This is a genomic window from Mesorhizobium vachelliae (assembly GCF_033977325.1).
GTDB classification, from domain to species: Bacteria; Pseudomonadota; Alphaproteobacteria; order Rhizobiales; family Rhizobiaceae; genus Mesorhizobium; species Mesorhizobium vachelliae.
In genome coordinates this window covers 95677-115875 of the sequence record NZ_JAVIIR010000015.1, presented here as the reverse complement: position 1 = coordinate 115875, position 20199 = coordinate 95677, and the positions used below count along the sequence as shown (strand labels likewise).

The window sequence follows — 20199 nt, the reverse complement described above, 5'->3', positions numbered from 1 at the left end:
TCCCCAGTTCCCCAGTTCCCCAGTTCCCCAGTTCCTCAGTTCCTCAGTCCTCAGTTCCTTTCCCTCGCCTCATGCATCAGCAGCGCCGCCTCGGTGCGGTTGCGCACGTTGAGCTTGGCGAGCACCCTGGTCATGTGGTGCTTGACCGTCTTCTCCTGCAGCGACAGCCGGGCGGCGACTTCCTTGTTGCTCAGCCCCTCCGCGACCAGTTTCAGGATCTCGGCCTCGCGGCCGGTGAGCTGGCTGAGCGGATCGGGCTTGTTGCCTGTGGGCTGCAGAAGGTCGGAAAGCAGCCTCGCCGAGAGGCTCGGCGATACGTAGCTCTGGCCGTTGGCGACGTCGCGCAGGATCTCGGCCAGCGCTTTGGAGCCGACGCCTTTCAGCACATAGCCGCGCGCGCCGGCTTTCAGCGCCTGGGCTACGTCGGCATTGGTCTCCGACACGGTGAGCATGACGATCTTCTGGTCGGGCATCGTTGAAAGGATGCCGGCGAGCGCGTTGAGGCCGCCGCCCGGCATGCTGATGTCGAGCAGGAGGATATCGGGCGTGCTGGCGCGCGCCAGCCTCTCGGCGTCCTCGGCGCTGGAGCCTTCGCCCACGAGTTCGAAGCCGCCTATTTCGCCAAGGCTGCGCGCCACGCCTTCGCGAAACAGGGGATGGTCGTCGACTATTGCGATGCGGATGGACGTGCTCACGGTTGCTCCTCGACAGACAAGGTGATCACCAGTCTTGTTCCTCCGGGGCCGGTCAGCGTTTCGAACTGCCCGCCTATGCTTTCGATACGTTCCCTCAGGCCCGCAAGCCCAAGGCCCTCGCTTCGGGCCGGGTCGAAGCCGGGGCCGGCGTCCACAACCTCGACGAGGAGCTTGCCGCCTTTCGTCGTGGCTCTGACCTGCTGGCCCTTGCCCTTGCCGTGCCGGAAGGCGTTGTTCAGGCCTTCCTGCACGAAGCGATAGATGCTGATCTTTTCCGAGGTGCCGAGTTCGGGCAAGCGCTCGGGCAGGGTTAGCAACACTTTGGTGTCGGTGCGTCGTTCATGCTCGGCCACCGCGAGCCGCAAAATGGCGGCGACGGCCTGCGTCTCGATCTGCGGCAGCACCAGCCCGTTGCAGATGCCGCGTATCTCGCGCATTGCTTCGCCGAGCGTCTTGTGGATGCCGGCGATCTCGGCCTCGCGCAGCGTGCTCGATGTGGTCGGGTCGACCAGCACCGGGCTGTCCATCCTCAGCGCTGCGAGCGCCACCAGTTGCGCCGGCCCGTCATGCAGGTCGGCGCCGATGCGCCTCAGATACCGCTCGTTGATGGCGGTGGCGCGGCGCGAGGCGCGCTGCACGCGCTGGCGCAGCGACGAATTCTGCGCCAGCGCCGCCTGCAATTCGCGAACCTTGGCCTCGAGCGCAGCCTGTTGGGTGACGATGGTGCGGCTGCCGCGGAAAACGATGCCGGAAAGCAGCGCCAGCGCCGCCGCCGTGGCGCCCGCCACCACCAGCCAGGTCCATAGCAGGGCCGAGTGCAGCGATTCCTCGAAGTCGCCGGACAATTCGTAGAATTCGGTCACCGCCACGACCTCGCCCGACCAGGGCTCGCGCACCGGGTTGTAGATTTCCAGCAGCGGAACGCCCATCGACCGCTCCTTGTCATCTTCCTCGTCTTCGAGCCTGTTGTATTTGACCATGACATTGCCGGCGAAGGCGGCAAGGAGGTTGGCATTGGGCTTGACCTGCCTGCCGATGAGGTTGGCGTCCTTTGAATAAAGAATCGTGCCGTCGCGCCGCCACAGCTTGAACGACACCAGCCTTTTCCCAAGCGCGCCCTGGCCGAGCGTCTCGTCCAGCGCCCGCTTGACCGTGTCATCGAGTTCCTGGCTCTTGCGCATGTCTGGCAACAGCGGCGCGATCACGCTGTCGACATAGAGTGCGGTGGTCGCGGCGGAATTGTGCAGGACGCCGTCACGGATCTGCGATGTCACCCACAGCCCGACCACGAGCATCACGGCCAGAAGGCCGATGCCGCCCGCGATCACGAACTGCCAGGCCAGCGACAGCCCGCTCCAGATTCGTGCAAGTCGTTTTAAATACCTCCCAAACATCGGCACCGCTCACCCACCCGTCGACCAGAGTATAGGCGAGGGGAGGCAATTGCGACACCGACCTTGGTCCGTGCCCGTAGGGAAGGTTAATGGCGAGGCCGTTTGCCTGCCCGTTCCGGCGGGTCCGATTCGCGGCCTGGGAAGGCTGCTCATGCTTCCCGATGGCAAAAGCCCGCGCCACTCCTGTTGACGGGGAAGACGCGGGCCGGTTGCCACCTGGAATTGGGTCATCTCTTGCGGCTCTGCGTCGCAGAGACAATCACCAATCGGGCCTGAGGTCCAGATCAAAAGACATATGCTTCGGCGGATACAGCGCTACATGGCAGCCGATGCCAGCCGCTCGCGGTCTTCCCGCTGTTCGTTATGGATGAAAACATATAGCGGCTGGTCCTTCGAATGGCGCGGCCCGTGACCCCGCACCCTGCCGGCCGCTCCATCCCGACATAAGCCGCTGGAGTCGCAGCAAGATTTGCCCCCAAAAGAAGTCAGGGCCAAGCTGTTGATGGGTCGAACAACCGCCGGATATATAATGGGCTAAAACCTTGCGGGTCTTGGCAACGTGGACGCCGGCACAAAAAAGCAAAAAAGAAATCAGCGGTTGTCGATCTTTGAGCTCGAGGCGCTGCGGGAAGCCTTCAAGCAGTCTGTTCGTGAGAACGATGTCGCTGAAGCGCAGTGGGCGCAGCACGCCGAGCTTTTCGTCAAAAGAACACGGCAAAAAGGCAGCCGACCCACGCGGGCTTGACGTTCGGGCGCTCCGGCGCTGGGTGGATTTCATTGGCGCCCGCTGGTCGGACCATTGCGTTTGCGCATAGGACCTCAGCAACAATTGCGGGCGCAACGGGAACCGGACAGTCTGACCCTGCGCCGGCTCCCCCCAAGGAAACCCAATGGTCGGCGCTTTAGCCCGGCTTGCCTGTCAAAGAGCCGTACTCTTTTACCGCCAAGGCAAGCCGGGCTACCCCAACCGCCGGTCCGGCGTCCTCCCGCGTTCGATATCACTCCGCTGCTGGCGCATGCGCGACCACGCTTGGCTGAAACATCTACGCCGGGTTCGGCCAGAACAACCAGGTGAGCCACAGCGCGGCCAGCACCCAAAGCGCGATCATGAAGGCAAGGCCGGCCTTGCTCACCGGCTTCTCGCGTCGCGTCGCCTCTTCCCGGAATTCCTGCATCAGATCGGCCGGGACCAGCTTGACCGCGAGCATGATGCCGACCGGCACGATCAGCAGGTCATCCAGATAGCCGATGATCGGGATGAAGTCCGGGATCAGGTCGATAGGGCTCAGCGCATAGGCCGCGACGGCGCCCGCGGTGGCCTTTGCATACCAAGGCACGCGCGGATCGCGGGCGGCAATCCAGAGCGCCACCACATCGCGCTTGATCTTGCGCGCCCACTGCTTTGCCGCATCGAGCATAGACATACCGCTTATATACGGGTGCGCTGGCCTTCAGGCCATTTGCGATCGATGGTTTGGCCGCTCAGGCGCAATCCTTCAATTCCACGACCTCGACGCCGAGGCGGAAGGCCTGGCCATCGGCATAGGAGCGCGCGTGCTGCTCGGCTTCGAAAGGAAAGATGAGCGTCGTGCCGTAGGCGGTGACGCGCACCGTCCACTTCTGGCCCCTGACGAGTTCAACACCGTGAAGCTTCGCCGTAACCATCTCACCCTCCTCTGATCCGGCACTTCAGCGACATCCGCATAACGTCGCGAAAGTCATTTGAATACAAATAATCCGACCAAATCGTGTCGTTGCGGTGTCGCTTCCGACATTGGGTCGTTTGCGTCCGTGAAATGGTTCACCGACAGCGACGCTTTTTTTCGGCCGGGCCGCGAGCGGGCGCGATGGCCAGTCTGGAACCGCGGCGGCCTCCGGCGGGTTAGAGCCTTGGTTCACAAGGAGATCGCCATGATCCGCAAGCTGAAATCCGGCGAGTACCGGCTCTATTCGCGCAAAACCGATCCGAGAACCGGCAAGCGCCGCAATCTGGGCACCTTCAAGTCGCGCGAAGCGGCGGAAAAGCACGAACGCGAAGTGCAGTATTTCAAGCGCCATTAGGCGCTTCGCTTTGTCAGGATGCGAGGGGCGCGAGGAAAGGGCAGAGATTCCCCGTTCACCCGTGCGGTGTCGGCGGAGTGCGCGGACGCGGGTGGCCAGGCACGTTCGACCCGATATGGTCGAGGTCGCAACGTCTCGTCACCATTTCGACCGACTTGGTGTCGACGCTCACGCGCCCCAGCACCTGCACGGTCGTGCGTCCGAGCTCCTCGTCGACATGGACGACGTCACCCTCGAGCCTGAGCTTGTCGCCCGGCTTGGCATTTGGCTCGACCATCGAGTAACTGTGGCTGTCGCCGTCGAGCCTCAACATCACGCGGTCCTCGGTGCGCGCGACCACCGTGGCGATGACCGCAACCCTGTCGCCTATCTCCACTGCCGGCCGTGTCATAGCGGCCTCCTTTCCGCCCCGCGCGGCATCTCGCCGGCGGAATCGGCTGGCGCCAAATCGAGCGCCGCCAGCCACTGAAACAAACGCCAAAACAAGCATTTGGTTGCTGCCGGGCTGCCTGCCGCCGACCGCTGCCGATCACATCAAGCCGGGATTTCGCGGCCGATAATTGGGTCCGGTCGCCATAGCCATGCGATGCCATCAACAGCACCGCGAGGCCAAGCGCGCTCTCGCACGTACCCGGCAGGAAGGCCGATACCTTTTCGGCCGGGCGATCCGCCGCCAACCGCAACGCCGTTGCGAAGGCATCACGAAGAAAATCCGGCCGCATCACCACCAGGGGGCCGATATGACCGCTGACGCTTTGCTGTTTGCGTTATCCTACCCTGGAGGATAGGATAACAGCATGACGATACACAGCTCCCATCCCGATATCATCGCCCGGCTCAAGCGCGCGCACGGCCATCTCGCCGCCGTGCTCACCATGTTCGAGCAGGGCCGCTCCTGCCTCGACCTTGCGCAACAACTCCATGCCGTCGAAAGCGCCGTCGGCAACGCCAAGCGCGAGCTGATCCACGACCATATGGAGCATTGCCTCGTCGAAGGCGGCGAGCCGACCAGGGATACTCTCAAGGAGCTGAAGCAGCTCACCAAGTATCTGTGAGGCGTTTGATGTGGGAAAAAGTTTTGGACTGGTTCGGCTTCGGCGCGCATGGACATGGCCCTGGCGGGCATAACCATAGCGGCGGCCATCACGAACCGCACGGCCACACGCATGGCGTGATCGACGCCACCATCGCCACCACCGATCGCGGCATCTGGGCGATCAAGTGGTCGTTCGCGATACTGGCGATCACCGCCGCCTTGCAAATCGTCGTCGTCATGGCTTCGGGCAGTGTGGCGCTGCTTGCCGATGCCATCCACAACATAGCCGATGCGACCACGGCCATTCCGCTCTGGATCGCTTTCGTGCTGGTGCGGCGCAAGCCGACCCGCACGTTCACCTATGGCCTCGGCCGGGTCGAGGACCTTGCCGGCATCATCATCGTGCTCATCATCCTGGCAAGCGCGCTCGTGGCCGGATATGAAGCTGTCAACCGCCTGTTCAATCCGCGTCCGGTCCAGTTCCTGGGTTGGCTCGCAGCGGCCGGCGTGATCGGCTTCCTCGGCAACGAGGCAGTGGCGGTGTTCCGCATCCGCGTCGGCCGCCAGATCAACAGCGCCGCCTTGGTCGCCGATGGCTATCACGCCCGCACCGACGGGCTCACCAGCCTCGCGGTCGTTGCCGGCGCGGTCGGCGTCTGGCTCGGCTTGCCGCTGGCGGACCCGATCATCGGCCTCATCATCACCGTCGCCATCTTGGGCATCGTGTGGCAATCGGCGCGCTCGGTGCTGACGCGCATGCTGGACGGCGTCGAGCCCGGCCTCGTCGACGAAATTCATCACGCCGCGGAGCATGTCGCCGGGATAGAAAAAGTGGTCGGCGCCAACGCCCGCTGGCTCGGCCACAGGTTGCATGTCGATGTGGAGATTGCAGTCAATGACGGGCTGTTGCTAGCCGCCGCGAACAACATCGCCGCATCGCTCAAGGCCGGGCTCTTCGCGCACATCCCCGCGCTCGATGTCGCCACGGTGCGCTTTGCCGAGCCGGAGACGCAGAGCGGCCACCATCATGCGCCCGATCCGTTCCTGGTCTCGGGCAAGCTCGCCAGCGGGCTGCTCGAGATTGTCGACACGCCGCAGGGCGAGCGCATGCGGCTGCGCCTGTCGCGTCACGCCGAGGGGCTGCGGGCGAACGTCGCCATCGAAAGGGCGGACGGTGCGGTCGAAAGCTTACTGCTGTCGCCGGTCGGCGGCGATCATCACTATCTGCAAAGCTTGGTCGCCCCGGCCGAGCCGCATGAGTTCAGCGCCAGGCTGCAACTGGCGGCTGGTCAGGACAGCGAGGATTTGCCCTTCGCCATGGCGGAGCCGGACCACGGGCACGCGCATGGGTGATGCGGGCGACATTTGTGTGCCAGCGTGAATCTGCCTGACGACAACGCGACACCTGGGCGCGCTGTGTCGGTGTCCGCCTTCCGCCTAGTTTGACGCTAAACGGACCAATGTAGCTGGCCTTCGGATCGAAGTGACTTCGGCGCGAGCCTCACGCGCAACCCATCACCTCACGCTGATCAGCGCCGTGCCTGCGATGGCCAGCAGCGCGCCCGCCCAGGCAGCCGCGGTCGGCCTTTGTCCGCTGCGCAGCCACACCATCGGCAGGATGATGACCGGCGTCATTGAGGACAGCGTCGAGATGATGCCGACATTGCCGGTGCGCAGCGCAGCCATCAGGCAGGACATGCCGAGCGAGGTGCCGACGAAGGCGGAAAGCACGGCGAGCCCGACCGTGCCGAACTGGACAGCCTCGCGCTTGCCCCTGCCGAACGGCGTCGCGGCAAGGGCGATGAACAGGATCACGGCGAGGCCCGAGCGCAGCGCCATGGCCGTGAATGGCTCGACGCCGGCAGCCATTGCCGGGCGCGCCAGAAGGGTGCCGGTCGCCTGGCCGAGCGCCGTCGTCACGCCGAGCACGATGCCTGGTCCGAGTCGCCCGGTAAGCGGCGGGCCGGGCGCCGTGCTCACCGGCACGGTGGAAGGGGTGACGACCGGCATGGCCGGCGCCAGGTGGCCGCGCTTGAGGAAGCGTCGCGGCATGCCGATGGCAAGCACGATGCCTGCAAGCACCAGCGCCACGCCCAGCGCCTGCCAGTGGCTGACGGTTTCTCCGAGCACGAGATAGCCGAGCGCCAGCGCGAAAGGCGAGGTGAGTGAGAAGAGCAGCGCGGTGATGCGCGGGCCGACCGAATAGATGGTGGCGAAATAGGTCGTGCTGGCGATGCTGATGCCGGCGAAGCTCGATCCCGCAAGCAGCCAGAACTCCCTTGGTCCGATCGTGTGCCAGCCGCCGATCGCCAGCGACACCGAGCCGGTCATCACGAAGGTTGCGAGCATCTGCCAGCGGGCGAGCTGGAGGAGGGGAACGCGGCCCTTGAGCTCGCTCAGGAACATGGAGCTCAGCGCGCTGCATAAGGCGGCGGCGAGGGCGAGGCTTTCGGAGACCAACATGGCTGGTGATTGCGGGTCCGTGCGGACGTTGGGTGGATGGCGCTTCTTACGCCGGCTTGCAGCGGACAGCTAGGCCACGCGACTACGCGGCGCACCGAAGATCGACCATCCGGCCGCGATAAGCGCAGCAATGGTCGCAAGCAGGACCGCCAGGCTCGGCAAGTGGAAGAACATGTCTCGCCACCGGGGCTCGACGACCGCGCCGGTGCTGAAAGCCTCGCCGCTATATTGGCAAAGGATCCAGGAGGCGCCGCTGCGCACCATCTCGGCATCGATGTCGGAGATCAACGCCTTCGCGTCGCGCTCGGCTGAGGGCATCGTCGCCATATACGTCAGCAGCGCCTTGGCGGTGGCGAGATAGGCATGGCTGCATTCGTTGAACGGGCTCTCCTCGTCGCCAAGACTTCCCGGCATCAGGCCCCAGAGGCAGTAGGTGAATTGCAGATTGCCGTGATTGTAGAGTCGCCGGAAGGTCGGGTCGGTCAAGGTCTGTGCTTGCGCGAGTGCAAGAATGTCGCCGCGGTAGCGCGCGATCACCGCCATCTGGCCGTGGGTCAGGCTGGGGATCTGGATGCCGGGGGGAGGCGGCGCCGACGAGCCGCTATGCGCTTGCGCGGATGTGGCCAGCATGACCAGCAGGGCGGTCGTCAAAAAGCAATTGGCCGCCAGGGCAAGGAACCGTGGCGGCCAACGCATTTCAGTTCAGGCGTAGCGGCGTGCCGGGCTGCGCTGGTCGCGCACCGCGACGACGCGCTCGGCAACCGCGCCGAAGCCCAGCCCGACGACGGTCCACAGCACGAGCTGGATGCCGAGCGAGGCGACGCGGAACTGCCACAGCACGGTCGCCGAGAAGTTCTCCGGCACTTCGTTGATGTCGGGCAGCGCCGCCTTCACCAGCGCGAAGACGACGAGGAAGGCAAGTGCCGCGACGATCGACGCGTTCCAGGCGCCAAGCTGCTTCCATAGCCTTTGGGCCAACCCGACCGCCGCCACCATCGCCGCGATCGAGACCACGATCATGATGAAGAACAGCTCGGTGCGGTAGCCGATGGTCTCGGCATTGCCGACCGCGGGCGGGTTTGCGGGGTATTTGAGGCCGGGAACCACGATCACGGCAAGGAAGCCGAGCAGCGCGATGAGCGCCGAAGTGCCGCGCGGACCGAGCGAGCTCAGCCGGCCATAGGCGTAGGCGAAGACCAGCGAGAACAGCCCGCCAAGGGCGGCGCCATAGACCAGCACGCCGGTCGCCAGGCCAATGCCGGCCTGCGTGGCGCGGCTGACCATCTCTGGCTCCGGCGCCTCGCCGGCGGCCTGGGCCTGCTGGTCCTCGAAGGCGATCGCCTTGTCGACCTGCGGCTCGCCATAGACGCGGGCGAAGGCGAATGCCAGAATCCCCGCGACCAGCCCGACAAGCATGCCGCGCAGCAAAAGTTTTCCAACCATGTCACTAACCCTTTATCGAAAGCGGGTTCGGCGATGCCGAACCGCTTTAGTGGCAGGGGAAGCCGAGCAGGTGGCGGCCGTCATGCACGAATTCGTGCACCGCCGTGCCGCGGATCAGCGACGTCGCGCCTTCTTCCGCGCCGACGAAATAGATGGCCAGCATCAAGAGCAGGCCAGCGAAGATGGCCCAGGGCAGAAGCTCGCGGACCGGAATCGCAACCGGACCGTAGCTGGGGGTGAAGGTGGTGTCGGACATATTGACCTCCCGTGGGATACTGCGTCCCGTTGATCGAACAATGCTGCGGAATAAGGCCTGACTTTCGGCTGGTGCCGATCACAGTGGCGCGACCGTGCCGGACTCGCACCGGCTTCCAATCCCGTATAGCGCTAAAACACTTGTCAGCACTTCGTTCGCCTGTCAACGACATGTAATGGCCAACGCGGCTTCGCGCGGCCGAAATTTCACTGGACCAGGGAGTTTTGGGATGCTCGCCCGCCTGACGATGATCGCAAGCGGCGCGACGCGGGCCACGCGCAAGGGTCGCTTTCCGAATGACGAGGCGCTGGAGCCGCAAGCCATCGACCGCGCCGCCGCGCTGGCCGCTTCGCTGCGCCGCGCCGACCACGTCTGGACGAGCCCGGCGCTTGCCGCGCGGCAAACGGCCGAGGCGCTCGGCTTTGATGCGACGGTCGAGCCGCTGCTTGCCGACCAGGATTTCGCGCGGTGGGCCGGCAAAGGTTTCGAGGAAATGCAGGCCAAGGACCCGGAAGGCATGGAGGCCTGGCTTTCCGATCCGGATGCCGCACCCCATGGCGGCGAATCGCTTGCCGCCGTCGCCCGGCGCGTCGCCGCGTTGATCGAGCGCCTGGGCGCTGAGAGCGGCCACACCATCGCGCTCACCCATGCCGTGCCGATCCGCGCCGCCATGGTGCATGTGCTGGGCGCGCCGCTTTCCTCGATCTGGAAGATCGACATCGAGCCGCTATCGCTCACCGAGTTCCGCAGCGACGGCCGCCGCTGGGTGCTGCATGCGAGCGGCGTCGTCGCCGGCTGAACGCTGCGCAAGATCGCCCGCGTTCAATTGCCGACGAGCGGCAGCCGGCGCAGCAACCTTTGCGTCTGGACGGCATCCCAGGACATGTATTCCGTGATGGCGAGCCCGACAATATTGCAGGCGCCAGCGACATCATCGAGCAGCCGCAGGACATGCTCCGGTTCCAGCCGGCCGCGCGGAACGCCTTTGAGAAAGTCCGTTCCGGTCCCGGGCTTGTTGAACAGGATCGGCCGGAAGCTCTGCGGCCTGATGACATCGACATCGAAATGGACGGCAAGCTGCTCGATGCCTTGCCGTTCGAGCCACTGCAGGACCGTGGAAGAACTTTCGGCAACCTCGCCGGAGCCGGCGCTGCGCAAGCCCATGCGGACGAGAAATTCGTTCTCGGCCGGCGACCATTCGTCCAGTCCGGCATACATCACCCTGGCCGGATCGAGCGGAACGTCGACTTCGGCGACGAAATCCGGATCGCCTTCGCCGAGCAGCATGCCCAGCACTTGCGCGTGGCCGTGAGGGGTTTCCTCCGGCGTCTGCACGTCCGGATGCGCATCGATCCAGAGCACGCCGATATTCCCGCTATAACGCTTGTTGAGGTAGGCGATGGGCGCTAGATCGACCAGGCAGTCGCCGCCGATGGTCAGGACCTTGTCCGGCTGGTGCCGTTCCACGGCGGCTCGTGCCGCGCGTGCCTGAGCGAGCAGGGCCTGCTTTGCCAGGATGCCGTCTTCGATGTCGAGAGCAGGACCGTCGCCGGGAGGGGGAACGGTGACGGTCTCCTCAGGTCCTTGGGCTAAGGGAAGCAGCCACGACAGCAACCTTGAGCTGAGATGGTATTCCTCGAGGTTGCCGCCCTGCCACTGAGGCATATGCAGCCGCAGTGTCTTACCGTTGGTGGTCGTCATCGTCGGCTCCAACACGTCCGCAGGCATCATGCTTCGGTTGAGCATCGCGGCCTAGGGAAGGTTCGCAGACGGCCTATGTCAAGCTTCGAGCCGTACGGCATAACCAGGATATCAAGGCTTCTGCCGTTTCAGCGATCGCTAACGGAACGGAAACGCCTCGCTGCTATGGTGCCGCCCCGTGGCGAGGAGAGCCTCGCCTGAGGAGCCTGCCGGACATGGCCGAATATCCCGAGACCGAGCGCCGTCTTCATGTACGCGAATTCGTGCTCAAGGAAGCCACGATCATTGCCAACGGCGTCCGGATCGGCTGCTCCGTCAGGAACCAGCATGAGCAGGGCGCGGAATTGCGCGTCGGTGCAGATGTCGCCCTCCCGGAACGCTTCCTGCTCGAGGTTCCAGCCGACGATATGGCCTATCGCGCTTTGGTGCGGTGGCGGCGCAACGATCGCGTCGGCGTCGCGCTCTACAGCAACGCGCCGAAGGGCTGACGCTCAAAGATAGCGGCGCACGCTCGCCTTGTACGAGCGGTAGGATTCGCTGAACTTGCGCTCCAGATAGGCTTCCTCGCGCAGCACCACGCCATAGTGCAAGATGGGGAAGCTCGCGATGAGGGCGATAACGGCCCACCAAGTGTCAAACAGCAGGCCGATCCCGAGAAGCAGCCCCATCAGGCCGATATAGAGCGGATTGCGGGTAAAGCCGAACGGCCCGCTGGTGATGATCGCGGTGGTCGGCAAAGTCGGGTTCACATTGGTGCCGCCGCGCAACATGGTCGAGCGTCCCCAGGCGATGATGGCAATCGCAAGCGCTGCCAGCACGATGCCGAGCACAATGGTGAGCGGACGGCCGCCGATCGCCAGCGGCCGGACATAGCGCAGCGCCAGCATCACGATCAGCGCCACGAGAAAGAGCGGCGGCGGGAACACCGCGACCCCCGGATTGTCCGCTTTGTTGTCCATGGTCAATTTCGCCGGTCCTCAACCAGGCGCCATCGCAACCACTATGCACGGTCGCGCGCCACTCAGCAATTCAGGATTTGATCCGGCCCGGGATGATTTGCGACACGGCACATGGGGAACGCAGTCGCAGCGCGTTCATCGCTGCCGATCAACGGGGAATTCTCGCACGAGCAGGACAGCCGTTTGGGTGGCGCTGATCGCGATCGTACTCGTGGGGCTGTATCTGCTGGAGGCAAATGGCATGATCAGATTCCAGGCCGGCGGCCCAGCGCTAGCAGCAGCGGCTCGCTCCGCAGCACGGCTGGCTTGTCGCCTTCTGTTCCTTCAGCCAGCGGTCGCGCGGCTTGCAGCTTGCCGGCCGTGGTGTCAGCTCGACCTCGATGACACCGCCAACGATGCTTGGCTGAGCCGCCCGGTGCAATTCCATGGGGCGGACGCCGTCACTGATCTCGAAGGTCAGCTTGGCCGATTGGTCGAGCGCCACGTGATCCGCCACCTTGCGTATGATCGCCGCGAACTTCCCCGCCAGCATGTGAACCGGGCCGCCTTCGTCCACGTCCCACAACTGAATGAAGATTTCCGACCAGGACTCGGGATTCGCCTCGCAATCGAGCGCCGAGAACTCTCCCGCCTTGACCTCTGTCACGTGGTAGCCCGGCTTCACCGGCCGGCCGTCATAAACAAACACCAACGGCTTGTCCCCGTGTTCGGCCAGCGCGCCGAGAAGGTCACCGATGGTCAGATCCGATGGGGCCATCGGGAGCGCGGCATCGATTTTGTGATTGTCAGAAGAGAGCATGTCGGCTATTCCTCATTTCAACATTTCAAGGATTATTGAAACGTGGATGAACGTCAAGCCCTGATCGCCTTTGGCGCGCTGTCGCAGGAAACGCGCCTGCGCCTGTTGCGCCTGTTGGTCGTTGCCGGACCGGAAGGCATTGCCGCCGGTTCGCTCGCCGAACAAGTCGAGGTCTCGCCCTCCAATGTCAGCTTCCATCTCAAGGAATTGGAACGGTCTGGCCTCGTGACCGCGAGGCGTGATGCCCGCTCGATCGTCTACAGCGCCGAGTACGACGCGCTATCCGGACTGATCCGCTTCCTGATGGAGGATTGCTGCTCGGGCCGCCCGGAAATCTGCGCACCGGCGCTTGCGGCACCTTGCTGCCGGCCGGGCGAGGGGACCCGGCAATGATCGACGTGCCCGCCGCCCAGCTCCTCGTCGCCCAACCCAAGGCCAACCGATGAACACTTTCGATCTCTCGCGCCGGTTCGCGGCCGAAGCCCTGGGCACAGGTTTGCTTGTGGCGACGGTCGTCGGCTCCGGCATCATGGCCGAGACGCTGACGCATGACACCGCGCTGGCGCTGCTTGGCAACACGCTTGCGACCGGCGCGATGCTGGTAGTGTTGATCACCATCCTCGGGCCGATCTCCGGCGCGCATTTCAACCCAGCCGTCTCGCTGGTGTTCTGCATCAACCGGTCGCTGCCGGCCCGCGATCTTGTCGCCTATCTCGCCGCGCAGGTCGCCGGCGGCATTGCCGGCACGATGGCGGCGCACCTCATGTTCGCCCAGCCAATGCTGGAGGTCGCAACGAAGCTGCGTGCCGGGCCGGCGCAATGGTTCTCGGAGGTTGTCGCGACATTCGGCCTTGTCGCCGTCATTCTCGCCGGTCTCCGTTTCGAGCGGCGGGCCGTGCCGTGGCTGGTCGGGCTCTATATCACGGCTGCCTATTGGTTCACGGCGTCCACTTCTTTCGCCAATCCCGCCGTCGCCATGGCGCGCTCGCTCACCAACACCTTCTCCGGCATCAGGCCGGTCGATCTGCCGGGCTTCATCGTCGCCGAACTGCTCGGCGCCTTGATCGCGCTCGCGCTGATGGGCTGGCTGCTTAAGCCCGAAACCGTTCAGCAGTATCAGCCACTGAAAGCAGAGCCATGACGGTCACGATCTATCACAATCCCGCTTGCGGAACCTCGCGCAACACGCTTGCCATGATCCGCGCCAGCGGCGAGGAGCCGGTTGTGGTCGAATATCTGAAGACGCCGCCGAGCCGCGAGCGGCTGCTCGAACTGATCGGGGCGATGGGCATCGCCCCGCGCGAGTTGTTGCGGGAGAAAGGGACGCCTTACGCCGAACTCGGCCTCGCCGACCCGAAATGGAGCGACGGCGAGCTGATCGATTTCATGCTCGTCCATCCGATCCTGATCAACCGGCCGATCGTCGAGACGCCGAAAGGGACAAAACTCTGCCGGCCGTCGGAAGCGGTGCTGCCGCTGCTCGACAATCCAGTGCGCGAATTCGTCAAGGAGGATGGCGAGAAGGTCTCCTACGAGCCGGGGCAAGTCTGATTGGAAGCCACGGCACCGCTCGCCCGCAGCCGCCATCTCCTCGTCTCGGCTCTCGGCATCACGCAGATTCTTGCCTGGGGATCGTCATACTATCTGCCCGCTGTCCTTGCCGCGCCGATTGCCAGGGATACCGGCTGGTCGCTCGCCTCGGTCGTTGCTGGATTGTCCTGCGGGCTGCTGCTTGCCGGGCTGGTGTCTCCCGTCACCGGGCGGCTGATCCAGCTCCACGGCGGCCGGCCCGTGCTTGCCGCGAGCTCGTTGCTGTTGGCGGCGGCGCATTTGCTGCTGGCGACGGCAACCGCCTATCCCCTTTACCTGATTGCCTGGCTGCTCATGGGCCTGGGCATGTCGAGCGGTCTCTACGATGCCGGCTTCGCGACGCTCGGGCGGCTTTATGGTCAGGGCGCGCGCGGCGCCATCACCAACCTGACGCTGTTCGGCGGCTTTGCCAGCACCGTCTGCTGGCCGCTCAGCGCCCTCCTTGTCGAGCATGGCGGCTGGCGCGTCGCCTGCCTTGCCTATGCCGCGATCCATCTGGCGGTCTGTCTGCCGCTCCATCTTTGGGTGATCCCACCACCTCCGCCCGTGGCACCCGCGCCGGTGAAAGACAGGTCGAAGGAGGCCTCGGCCACGGGCGGGGCGCGGGCACGCTTCGTTCTGCTGGCCTCGATCCAGACATTGGCCGCGATGATCGCATCCATGCTCTCCGTCCACCTGCTGACGCTGCTGCAGTTGCGCGGCGTGGGCCTGGCGGCCGCCGTCGGCCTTGGCGCATTGGTTGGCCCGTCACAGGTTGGCGCGCGGGTGGCCGAGCTGCTGATCGGCCGCAACCGGCATCATCCAATCTGGACGATGCTGACATCCGTATCGCTGCTCGCGGCCGGGATCTGGCTGCTCCTGGCGAGCCAGACCTTCGTTGCCCTCGCTTTGATCCTCTACGGCGCGGGCAACGGCATCCACACGATCGCGCGCGGCGCGCTGCCGCTGGTGTTGTTCGACCCGCAGCAATACGCAGCGCTGATGGGCAAGCTCGCAACGCCCAGCCTCATCATCCAGGCAGCTGCCCCTTCCATCGGCGCGCTTCTTCTTGGCATGGGCGGCGGCAATCTCGTCCTGACGACGCTTGCACTGGCGGCGACAGTCAATGTTGGTCTCTGCGTCTGTCTCATCTCGGCAGTGCGCCGATAGCCTCGTCGCACGCCGCCCTTGCGGCCCTGCCGAACTTTACATTTTTGTAAATTGCCCGCGTCGGTCAAATCGCGATACGGCTCGCCAGTGGTTCGGCTCGGCTATCCGCGTGATGGGCACTTCCGGATGAATGGGCCGAGCCGAATTCAACTTGGGAGAACGCTATGATTCGCAAGGTTTTGGTTGCAGCTTCGGTTGTTGCGCTTTTCAGCATGCCGGCATTTGCGGCCACGCAGTATTGGGTGGCGAAGGACGCCACCACCAAGAAATGCTCGGTGGTTTCGACGAAGCCGGACGGCAAGAAACTGACCGATGCCGGGACGAAGGCCTACACGTCCCAGGCCAATGCCGAAAAGGCGCTGAAGATGCTGAAGGACTGCAAGTAAGCTTGCAGCCTTTGAATTTGCACCCGCTCCGGCATGCCGGAGCGGGCTTTTTTCGCCTGAGCCGTCTTCGGGAAGCAGCGTCGGCGAACCGCCGGCCAGGGCGGTGGCGCTCGCTCATTTATCTACCGCCAGCGTCTCGTTGAGCACGGCGGCCAGATGCAGGCCGCCGAGCGCGAGCTGCTCGATCGCCACCGGTGAGAATTTGTCGAAATAGGCCTGGTCGAGGATCACGGCGTGCGGGTTGTCGGACTTGATCACCGTCCCTTGCGGCAGCGCGCGATAAGCGTCCTCCGCCTTCTCATGACATTCGGCCAACCATTTTTCCGGCGTCTGGTTTGCGGCAGGCATGGCAGGGAGATGGGGGATGACGTCGCTCTCGAGGTCGAGCGCCACCTTGCCCCAGTCATAGTATTTGAACAGGATCAGGCTTGAATCCCACACCGCATGGAAGGTGGTGAGGTCGCGATAGGTCGAGCCGTCCGGCTTCGGCCGGTAGACGTTGAAACTCACCGTCAGCGTGTTTCCGCCCTGGTCGCCCTGGCTGCCGTCCAGGCGCTCGACGCAATGCAGCGGCTGCGAGAGATCGCCGACCAGATGAATGACAAAGGCCAGCGCCTGCCAGCGCTCCTCGTCGCTCTTTGCCGGATCGGCCAGGATTTTCTCCTGCGCCGGAAGCGCCCGCATCAGGCAGACGCCGAAACTCTCATTGTCCTTGCAGTCGCGCGCGGGGTCGTAGGCGGTTGTGCTGGCGGTCGCATCGCCGGGCTTTGACGCCAGCGGAATGTCGATGAAGTGCCAGTTCGACGTCTCCTTGTGGTCGGCGCGATAATCGTCGGCCCAGCTTGCCACCGAGGGCAGCGAGACGGTGGCGGGCGGTTGCAGCTTCAGATGCGAACGCAAAAGCTGCTCGATCACGTCATGGGCGTTTTGGCTGAGCCTGTGCTGTGCGATCTCCGCGATCACCGCATGGCCTTCCTGGCCCCAGGCCAACGCCTGGCCGCACATCGCCCCACCCGTCACCGTTGTCGCCAGGCAAAATGCCACCGCGGCTTTCAGGTTCATCGCCCTGTCTCCTCCAGACCAGAAGTTCGGCATGCAAGTACAATGAAAGCTTGTGACACAGACATGAACAATCTCACGGATGCGAGATTGGTCTGAAGCGGATGCGGCAAGTGGTCGGCGTTGAGGCCGGCAACCCTATTTGCCGCGCCGCGCAAAAAACCGACCTGGGAATTGTCGGGCCGAGGGTTCCGCCGACGGAGCGAAAAGCGGGCGCTGCTCAGCGAAGCGCCGCCCATCCCGTCACGAGGATGAGGACAAGCGTGACCACCGCGCCCGAGACATAGAGGATCGTCCTGACGTTGCCGCCCTTGGCGGCGTTCCCGCCACGCAGGTAGATCGCCATATGTGTGAGGCGTATCGCCAGATGAACCCAGACAAGCACGGCAAGCGTCACCGGCCCGACGCCGACCATCATCGCCAGCATCGCGGGTACGACGAAAGGGGCCAGCGCCTCGACCGAATTCATGTGGACGCGATCGATCCGGTAGAGCGGATTGTCGTCGTCCGCCGGGATGACCGGGCCCGAGAGCTTGCCCGCAAATCCCTTGGACGAGCCGGAATAGACCGCCAGCGCCACCGACAGGAGGCATAGCGCAAGAACACCGAGGCTGCTCAGCCAGTAGCTTCCCATCTTCTTCGTTCCTCCAATCGCTGTCGTGCGGGCAATGGTCTCGGTGCTGGGCGCTGCTATCAGGTTGCCCGGGAAAAAAGCTGCTGGTACCGCTGCAGGTAGAGCGGCCAGCCCTGATCGCTGTCGGCCCCGCCACGCACGCTTTCCCAGCCCTGGCCGTGGCGCTCGATATGGCGATGCTCGATTTCGACGCGGGTGCGGTTTTCCGCCTCGGCCGTGAAGCGGACTTCCCACTCGCTCGTCCTGGCGAGATCGGTTTCGATCTGCCAACGTGGGTTGATGTCCCAGCTTAAGAGCAGCCGGTTCGGCGGCTCGTAGGCAAGTACCCGGGCGAAGCGGCACTCCGAGCCGTCGACGCCACGGTCATAGACATGGCCGCCGACCCGCGGCTCGAAGATCGTTTCCGCGATCGGCACGGCAAGCAGATTGTGCTCGCGCGGCTTGAAGTTGCCGAAATCCTCGGTGAACACCTTGAAGGCGCGCGCGATCGGCGCCGAGACGACGACGGAATGCCTTACAGGAGCGGGGGCGGGTTGCTTGATCATGTTTCGTCCTCCGTCGGTTGCTCGACGAGCTGTGCGTAGGCCGCGAGCGATTTTACCCAGAACCGATCGATCTCCGCCCGCAAGGCCGCAAGGCCGTCCGGATCTATGCGGTAGATGCGTTCCTTGCCCGAACGCGTGTCGGTCACCAGCCCCGCATCCTTGAGCACCTTCAAGTGCTGTGAGACGGCCGGCCGGGTCACGGGCAACGCACTGGCCAGCCCGCTGACCGAACTGGGACGGTCGACCAGCAGCTCGAAGATCGTGCGCCGTGTCGGATCGCCGAGCGCCGTCCAGTATTTCGCGTTAGTGGCCACTAACGCGAAAGCTAGGGCGCGATGATTGTCCTGTCAACCCGGATGGAGAGCGCATGCCGCGCGCAGGCGCAAAGAGATGCGCCTGGGGCATGCCTGTCGTTCTGATCCTGGACCGCAGCCAGCGCGTCAACCGCGCCGCTTCGCCTTCAGGCTCCGCGCCGCCTGCTCAATCGCCGCGCGATCGTTGCCCAGCCGGTCGAGCAGTTCCTGCGCCTCGTCGCCCGAGATGCCGGTGCGCATGGCCAGCGCCTCGACCGTCAGCACATCCGTGCTGTCGATCTCGCGCGTTTCGGGCAGTGCATCGCCCGCCGTCAGCGGCAGCGCCGCCTCGCGGTCGATCTCCAGTTCGGCCTGATGCCAATGCCGTTCATGGTTGCCGAGGATGCCGCCCTCGCGTTGAAAGATCTCATAGGCACGCTGCCTGATCTTCTCGGTTCGATCGTCGTCCATCGCCGTTCCTCCTTGCGTGTCACAAGAACGCGGGACAGCGCGGAACGATCCGGGCCGTTCACGAAGTGATCGCCGGCACAGATCCGGGCCACCACCGCGCAGGTTTTGCGCGTGGGGTTACGGCCCGTAGATGGCCACCGGCTTGCCGAACATGCCGGGCTCCGGTTTCACGCCAAGGCCCGGCCGTTGCGGCACGGCGATGTGGCCTTGCTTGATGACGACCGGGTGCTTCTGGTCGAAATGGCCCTTGATGTATTCCTGGGCGATCCAGGCGCCTTCCATGCGGCGCGGCTCGACGGTTGCCGCCAGATGCACGCAGGCCGCCGCGATGATGTCGCCGCCCCAGGCATCGTCGCAGCTATGCGGTAGCGAGCGGATGGCGCAGAGGTCGCGCACCGTCGTCATCTTGGTGAGGCCGCCAAGGCGCGTGACCTTGAAGCCGAAGCCGTCGGCGATGCCCATCGAGATTGCCCTCAGCACCGCGTTCTGGTCCTCGGTGCTCTCGTCGAGATAGACCGGATGCGTGACGCGGCCCTTCAGCGTCGCGATCTCGTCCATCGTGTTGCAAGGTTGCTCGAGGACGAAGGGGATGGCTTGGCAGAGCCGGTCGAGGTGGATCGCGGCGGCGACCGTCAGACCGCGATTGCCGTCGACCGCGATGCGCGCTCCGTAGCCGACCGCTTCCCAGACCTTGTGGATGACGGCGACGTCTTCTTCGAGATCGCGCCCGCCGATCTTGACCTGTAGGCGCGGATAGCCGGCCTTCACCTTGTCTGCCGCTATCCTCGCCGTCTCGTCCGGCGCGCCGACGATCAGCGAATAATAGGCCGGCACGCGGTCGGTCAGCGCGCCGCCCAAAAGCGTCGAGACCGACACGCCGAGTTTTTGGCCAAGCAGGTCGAGGAACGCCATATCGAAGGCGGCCTTGGCATAGCCGTGGCCGTTGAGGCGCTCGTCCATCTGCCTCGACAGCAGCCTGATCGAGGCGATCTCCGAACCGATCAGCCCGGGCGCGATCTCGGCGATCGCGGCGCGGGCGCCGAGCGCATGATGAGGCTGGTAGACCGGGCCGATCGGGCAGGTCTCGCCCCAGCCGACGAACCCGTCATCCGTTGCGATCTCGACAAGTGTGCTGTCCAGCGCTTCCACATCGGCGCTGGCCATGCGGTAGACGCCGCCTTTGACCGGCAGCTGCGCCGAATAGACGTTGATCCGATCGATGCGCATGCTCGGCTCCCCTCGAAGAATGCATTCGGCGGTCGACG

The 20199-nt window shown here is 64.6% G+C and carries 29 protein-coding genes and 1 riboswitch; of the genes, 11 read left to right on the top strand and 18 right to left on the bottom strand.

What is annotated here, in order from left to right:
- Positions 1-50: 50 nt before the first annotated feature.
- Both RFM41_RS26910 and RFM41_RS26905 read right to left on the bottom strand, forming a co-directional pair.
- Entirely contained in the window at positions 51-695 is a 645-nt protein-coding gene (locus RFM41_RS26910; protein WP_320252368.1) for a response regulator, read from the bottom strand.
- A complete protein-coding gene (locus tag RFM41_RS26905) occupies positions 692-2089 on the bottom strand; it encodes a sensor histidine kinase (RefSeq protein WP_320252369.1) in 1398 nt (465 codons plus the stop codon). Before RFM41_RS26905 ends, RFM41_RS26910 begins: the two co-directional genes overlap by 4 nt.
- Before the next feature lie 559 nt (positions 2090-2648).
- Between RFM41_RS26905 and RFM41_RS26900 the strand changes: the two genes are divergently transcribed.
- The gene (locus RFM41_RS26900; RefSeq protein ID WP_320252370.1) at positions 2649-2834 is read left to right on the top strand and encodes a hypothetical protein; all 186 of its coding nucleotides are present in this window, start codon (positions 2649-2651) and stop codon (positions 2832-2834) included.
- A gap of 298 nt (positions 2835-3132) precedes the next feature.
- Here RFM41_RS26900 and RFM41_RS26895 read toward each other — a convergent pair whose 3' ends face one another.
- Positions 3133-3513 carry a YkvA family protein gene (locus RFM41_RS26895; RefSeq protein WP_320252371.1) on the bottom strand — a complete coding sequence of 127 codons (381 nt, stop codon included), beginning with the start codon at positions 3511-3513 and terminating at the stop codon, positions 3133-3135.
- Between the two features lie 58 nt (positions 3514-3571).
- On the bottom strand, positions 3572-3754 hold the full coding sequence (locus tag RFM41_RS26890) for a hypothetical protein (RefSeq protein WP_041010878.1): 183 nt from the start codon (positions 3752-3754) through the stop codon (positions 3572-3574).
- A gap of 246 nt (positions 3755-4000) precedes the next feature.
- Between RFM41_RS26890 and RFM41_RS26885 the strand changes: the two genes are divergently transcribed.
- A complete protein-coding gene (locus RFM41_RS26885) occupies positions 4001-4150 on the top strand; it encodes a hypothetical protein (RefSeq protein WP_140831573.1) in 150 nt (49 codons plus the stop codon).
- Positions 4151-4205: 55 nt separating this feature from the next.
- Here RFM41_RS26885 and RFM41_RS26880 read toward each other — a convergent pair whose 3' ends face one another.
- Positions 4206-4541 carry a hypothetical protein gene (locus RFM41_RS26880; RefSeq protein ID WP_320252372.1) on the bottom strand — a complete coding sequence of 112 codons (336 nt, stop codon included), beginning with the start codon at positions 4539-4541 and terminating at the stop codon, positions 4206-4208.
- Positions 4542-4947: 406 nt separating this feature from the next.
- On the opposite strand from RFM41_RS26880, the gene RFM41_RS26875 reads away from it, so the two are divergent.
- A complete protein-coding gene (locus RFM41_RS26875) occupies positions 4948-5205 on the top strand; it encodes a metal-sensing transcriptional repressor (RefSeq protein ID WP_040973109.1) in 258 nt (85 codons plus the stop codon).
- A gap of 8 nt (positions 5206-5213) precedes the next feature.
- Positions 5214-6539: a cation diffusion facilitator family transporter gene (locus RFM41_RS26870; RefSeq protein ID WP_320252373.1), complete on the top strand. Its 1326-nt coding sequence runs from the start codon at positions 5214-5216 to the stop codon at positions 6537-6539.
- Between the two features lie 162 nt (positions 6540-6701).
- On the opposite strand, the gene RFM41_RS26865 is transcribed toward RFM41_RS26870, so the two are convergent.
- The 4 genes from RFM41_RS26865 to RFM41_RS26850 all read right to left on the bottom strand — a co-directional run bounded on the left by RFM41_RS26865 (position 6702) and on the right by RFM41_RS26850 (position 9348).
- Positions 6702-7649, bottom strand: coding sequence for an EamA family transporter (locus tag RFM41_RS26865; protein WP_320252374.1), 948 nt, complete (start codon positions 7647-7649; stop codon positions 6702-6704).
- 69 nt (positions 7650-7718) lie between these two features.
- A complete protein-coding gene (locus RFM41_RS26860; RefSeq protein ID WP_320252375.1) occupies positions 7719-8300 on the bottom strand; it encodes a hypothetical protein in 582 nt (193 codons plus the stop codon).
- A 51-nt stretch (positions 8301-8351) separates the two neighbouring features.
- Positions 8352-9092, bottom strand: a complete 741-nt coding sequence (locus RFM41_RS26855) for a CbtA family protein (RefSeq protein ID WP_320252376.1) — start codon at positions 9090-9092, stop codon at positions 8352-8354.
- A 46-nt stretch (positions 9093-9138) separates the two neighbouring features.
- Positions 9139-9348: a CbtB domain-containing protein gene (locus tag RFM41_RS26850; protein ID WP_320252377.1), complete on the bottom strand. Its 210-nt coding sequence runs from the start codon at positions 9346-9348 to the stop codon at positions 9139-9141.
- Positions 9349-9492: riboswitch (adenosylcobalamin (AdoCbl) riboswitch) on the bottom strand. It abuts the gene before it with no gap.
- Positions 9493-9577: 85 nt separating this feature from the next.
- On the opposite strand from RFM41_RS26850, the gene RFM41_RS26845 reads away from it, so the two are divergent.
- Positions 9578-10147 (top strand): histidine phosphatase family protein, encoded by a 570-nt coding sequence (locus RFM41_RS26845; protein ID WP_320252378.1) that lies wholly within the window; start codon positions 9578-9580, stop codon positions 10145-10147.
- A 23-nt stretch (positions 10148-10170) separates the two neighbouring features.
- Here the strand turns inward: RFM41_RS26845 and RFM41_RS26840 are convergent, their stop codons facing one another.
- The gene (locus tag RFM41_RS26840; protein ID WP_320252379.1) at positions 10171-11049 is read right to left on the bottom strand and encodes an arginase family protein; all 879 of its coding nucleotides are present in this window, start codon (positions 11047-11049) and stop codon (positions 10171-10173) included.
- A 215-nt stretch (positions 11050-11264) separates the two neighbouring features.
- On the opposite strand from RFM41_RS26840, the gene RFM41_RS26835 reads away from it, so the two are divergent.
- Complete coding sequence (locus RFM41_RS26835) at positions 11265-11537, top strand: PilZ domain-containing protein (protein ID WP_320252380.1); 273 nt, start codon at positions 11265-11267, stop codon at positions 11535-11537.
- Positions 11538-11540: 3 nt separating this feature from the next.
- On the opposite strand, the gene RFM41_RS26830 is transcribed toward RFM41_RS26835, so the two are convergent.
- A complete protein-coding gene (locus tag RFM41_RS26830) occupies positions 11541-12008 on the bottom strand; it encodes a methyltransferase family protein (RefSeq protein ID WP_320252381.1) in 468 nt (155 codons plus the stop codon).
- Positions 12009-12279: 271 nt separating this feature from the next.
- A complete protein-coding gene (locus tag RFM41_RS26825; RefSeq protein WP_320252382.1) occupies positions 12280-12807 on the bottom strand; it encodes a DUF6428 family protein in 528 nt (175 codons plus the stop codon).
- 42 nt (positions 12808-12849) lie between these two features.
- On the opposite strand from RFM41_RS26825, the gene RFM41_RS26820 reads away from it, so the two are divergent.
- The 5 genes from RFM41_RS26820 to RFM41_RS26800 all read left to right on the top strand — a co-directional run bounded on the left by RFM41_RS26820 (position 12850) and on the right by RFM41_RS26800 (position 15932).
- Positions 12850-13200 carry an ArsR/SmtB family transcription factor gene (locus RFM41_RS26820; protein WP_320252383.1) on the top strand — a complete coding sequence of 117 codons (351 nt, stop codon included), beginning with the start codon at positions 12850-12852 and terminating at the stop codon, positions 13198-13200.
- Positions 13201-13249: 49 nt separating this feature from the next.
- On the top strand, positions 13250-13948 hold the full coding sequence (locus tag RFM41_RS26815) for an MIP/aquaporin family protein (RefSeq protein WP_320252384.1): 699 nt from the start codon (positions 13250-13252) through the stop codon (positions 13946-13948).
- Positions 13945-14358: an arsenate reductase (glutaredoxin) gene (gene arsC, locus RFM41_RS26810; protein ID WP_320252385.1), complete on the top strand. Its 414-nt coding sequence runs from the start codon at positions 13945-13947 to the stop codon at positions 14356-14358. Before RFM41_RS26815 ends, arsC begins: the two co-directional genes overlap by 4 nt.
- The gene (locus tag RFM41_RS26805) at positions 14359-15546 is read left to right on the top strand and encodes an MFS transporter (RefSeq protein ID WP_320252386.1); all 1188 of its coding nucleotides are present in this window, start codon (positions 14359-14361) and stop codon (positions 15544-15546) included.
- Positions 15547-15710: 164 nt separating this feature from the next.
- Positions 15711-15932, top strand: coding sequence for a hypothetical protein (locus RFM41_RS26800; protein WP_224669944.1), 222 nt, complete (start codon positions 15711-15713; stop codon positions 15930-15932).
- Positions 15933-16046: 114 nt separating this feature from the next.
- Here the strand turns inward: RFM41_RS26800 and RFM41_RS26795 are convergent, their stop codons facing one another.
- The 6 genes from RFM41_RS26795 to RFM41_RS26770 form a co-directional block, all read right to left on the bottom strand.
- Positions 16047-16994, bottom strand: coding sequence for a S1/P1 nuclease (locus RFM41_RS26795; protein ID WP_320252387.1), 948 nt, complete (start codon positions 16992-16994; stop codon positions 16047-16049).
- Positions 16995-17211: 217 nt separating this feature from the next.
- Positions 17212-17625 carry an MAPEG family protein gene (locus RFM41_RS26790; protein ID WP_320252388.1) on the bottom strand — a complete coding sequence of 138 codons (414 nt, stop codon included), beginning with the start codon at positions 17623-17625 and terminating at the stop codon, positions 17212-17214.
- Positions 17626-17684: 59 nt separating this feature from the next.
- Positions 17685-18170, bottom strand: a complete 486-nt coding sequence (locus RFM41_RS26785; RefSeq protein ID WP_320252389.1) for an SRPBCC family protein — start codon at positions 18168-18170, stop codon at positions 17685-17687.
- Entirely contained in the window at positions 18167-18484 is a 318-nt protein-coding gene (locus tag RFM41_RS26780) for an ArsR/SmtB family transcription factor (protein WP_320252390.1), read from the bottom strand. The genes RFM41_RS26785 and RFM41_RS26780 overlap by 4 nt, the downstream gene beginning before the upstream one ends.
- A 126-nt stretch (positions 18485-18610) precedes the next feature.
- A complete protein-coding gene (locus RFM41_RS26775) occupies positions 18611-18934 on the bottom strand; it encodes a DUF2934 domain-containing protein (protein ID WP_320252391.1) in 324 nt (107 codons plus the stop codon).
- A 117-nt stretch (positions 18935-19051) separates the two neighbouring features.
- On the bottom strand, positions 19052-20161 hold the full coding sequence (locus tag RFM41_RS26770; RefSeq protein ID WP_320252392.1) for a mandelate racemase/muconate lactonizing enzyme family protein: 1110 nt from the start codon (positions 20159-20161) through the stop codon (positions 19052-19054).
- Positions 20162-20199 lie beyond the last annotated feature (38 nt).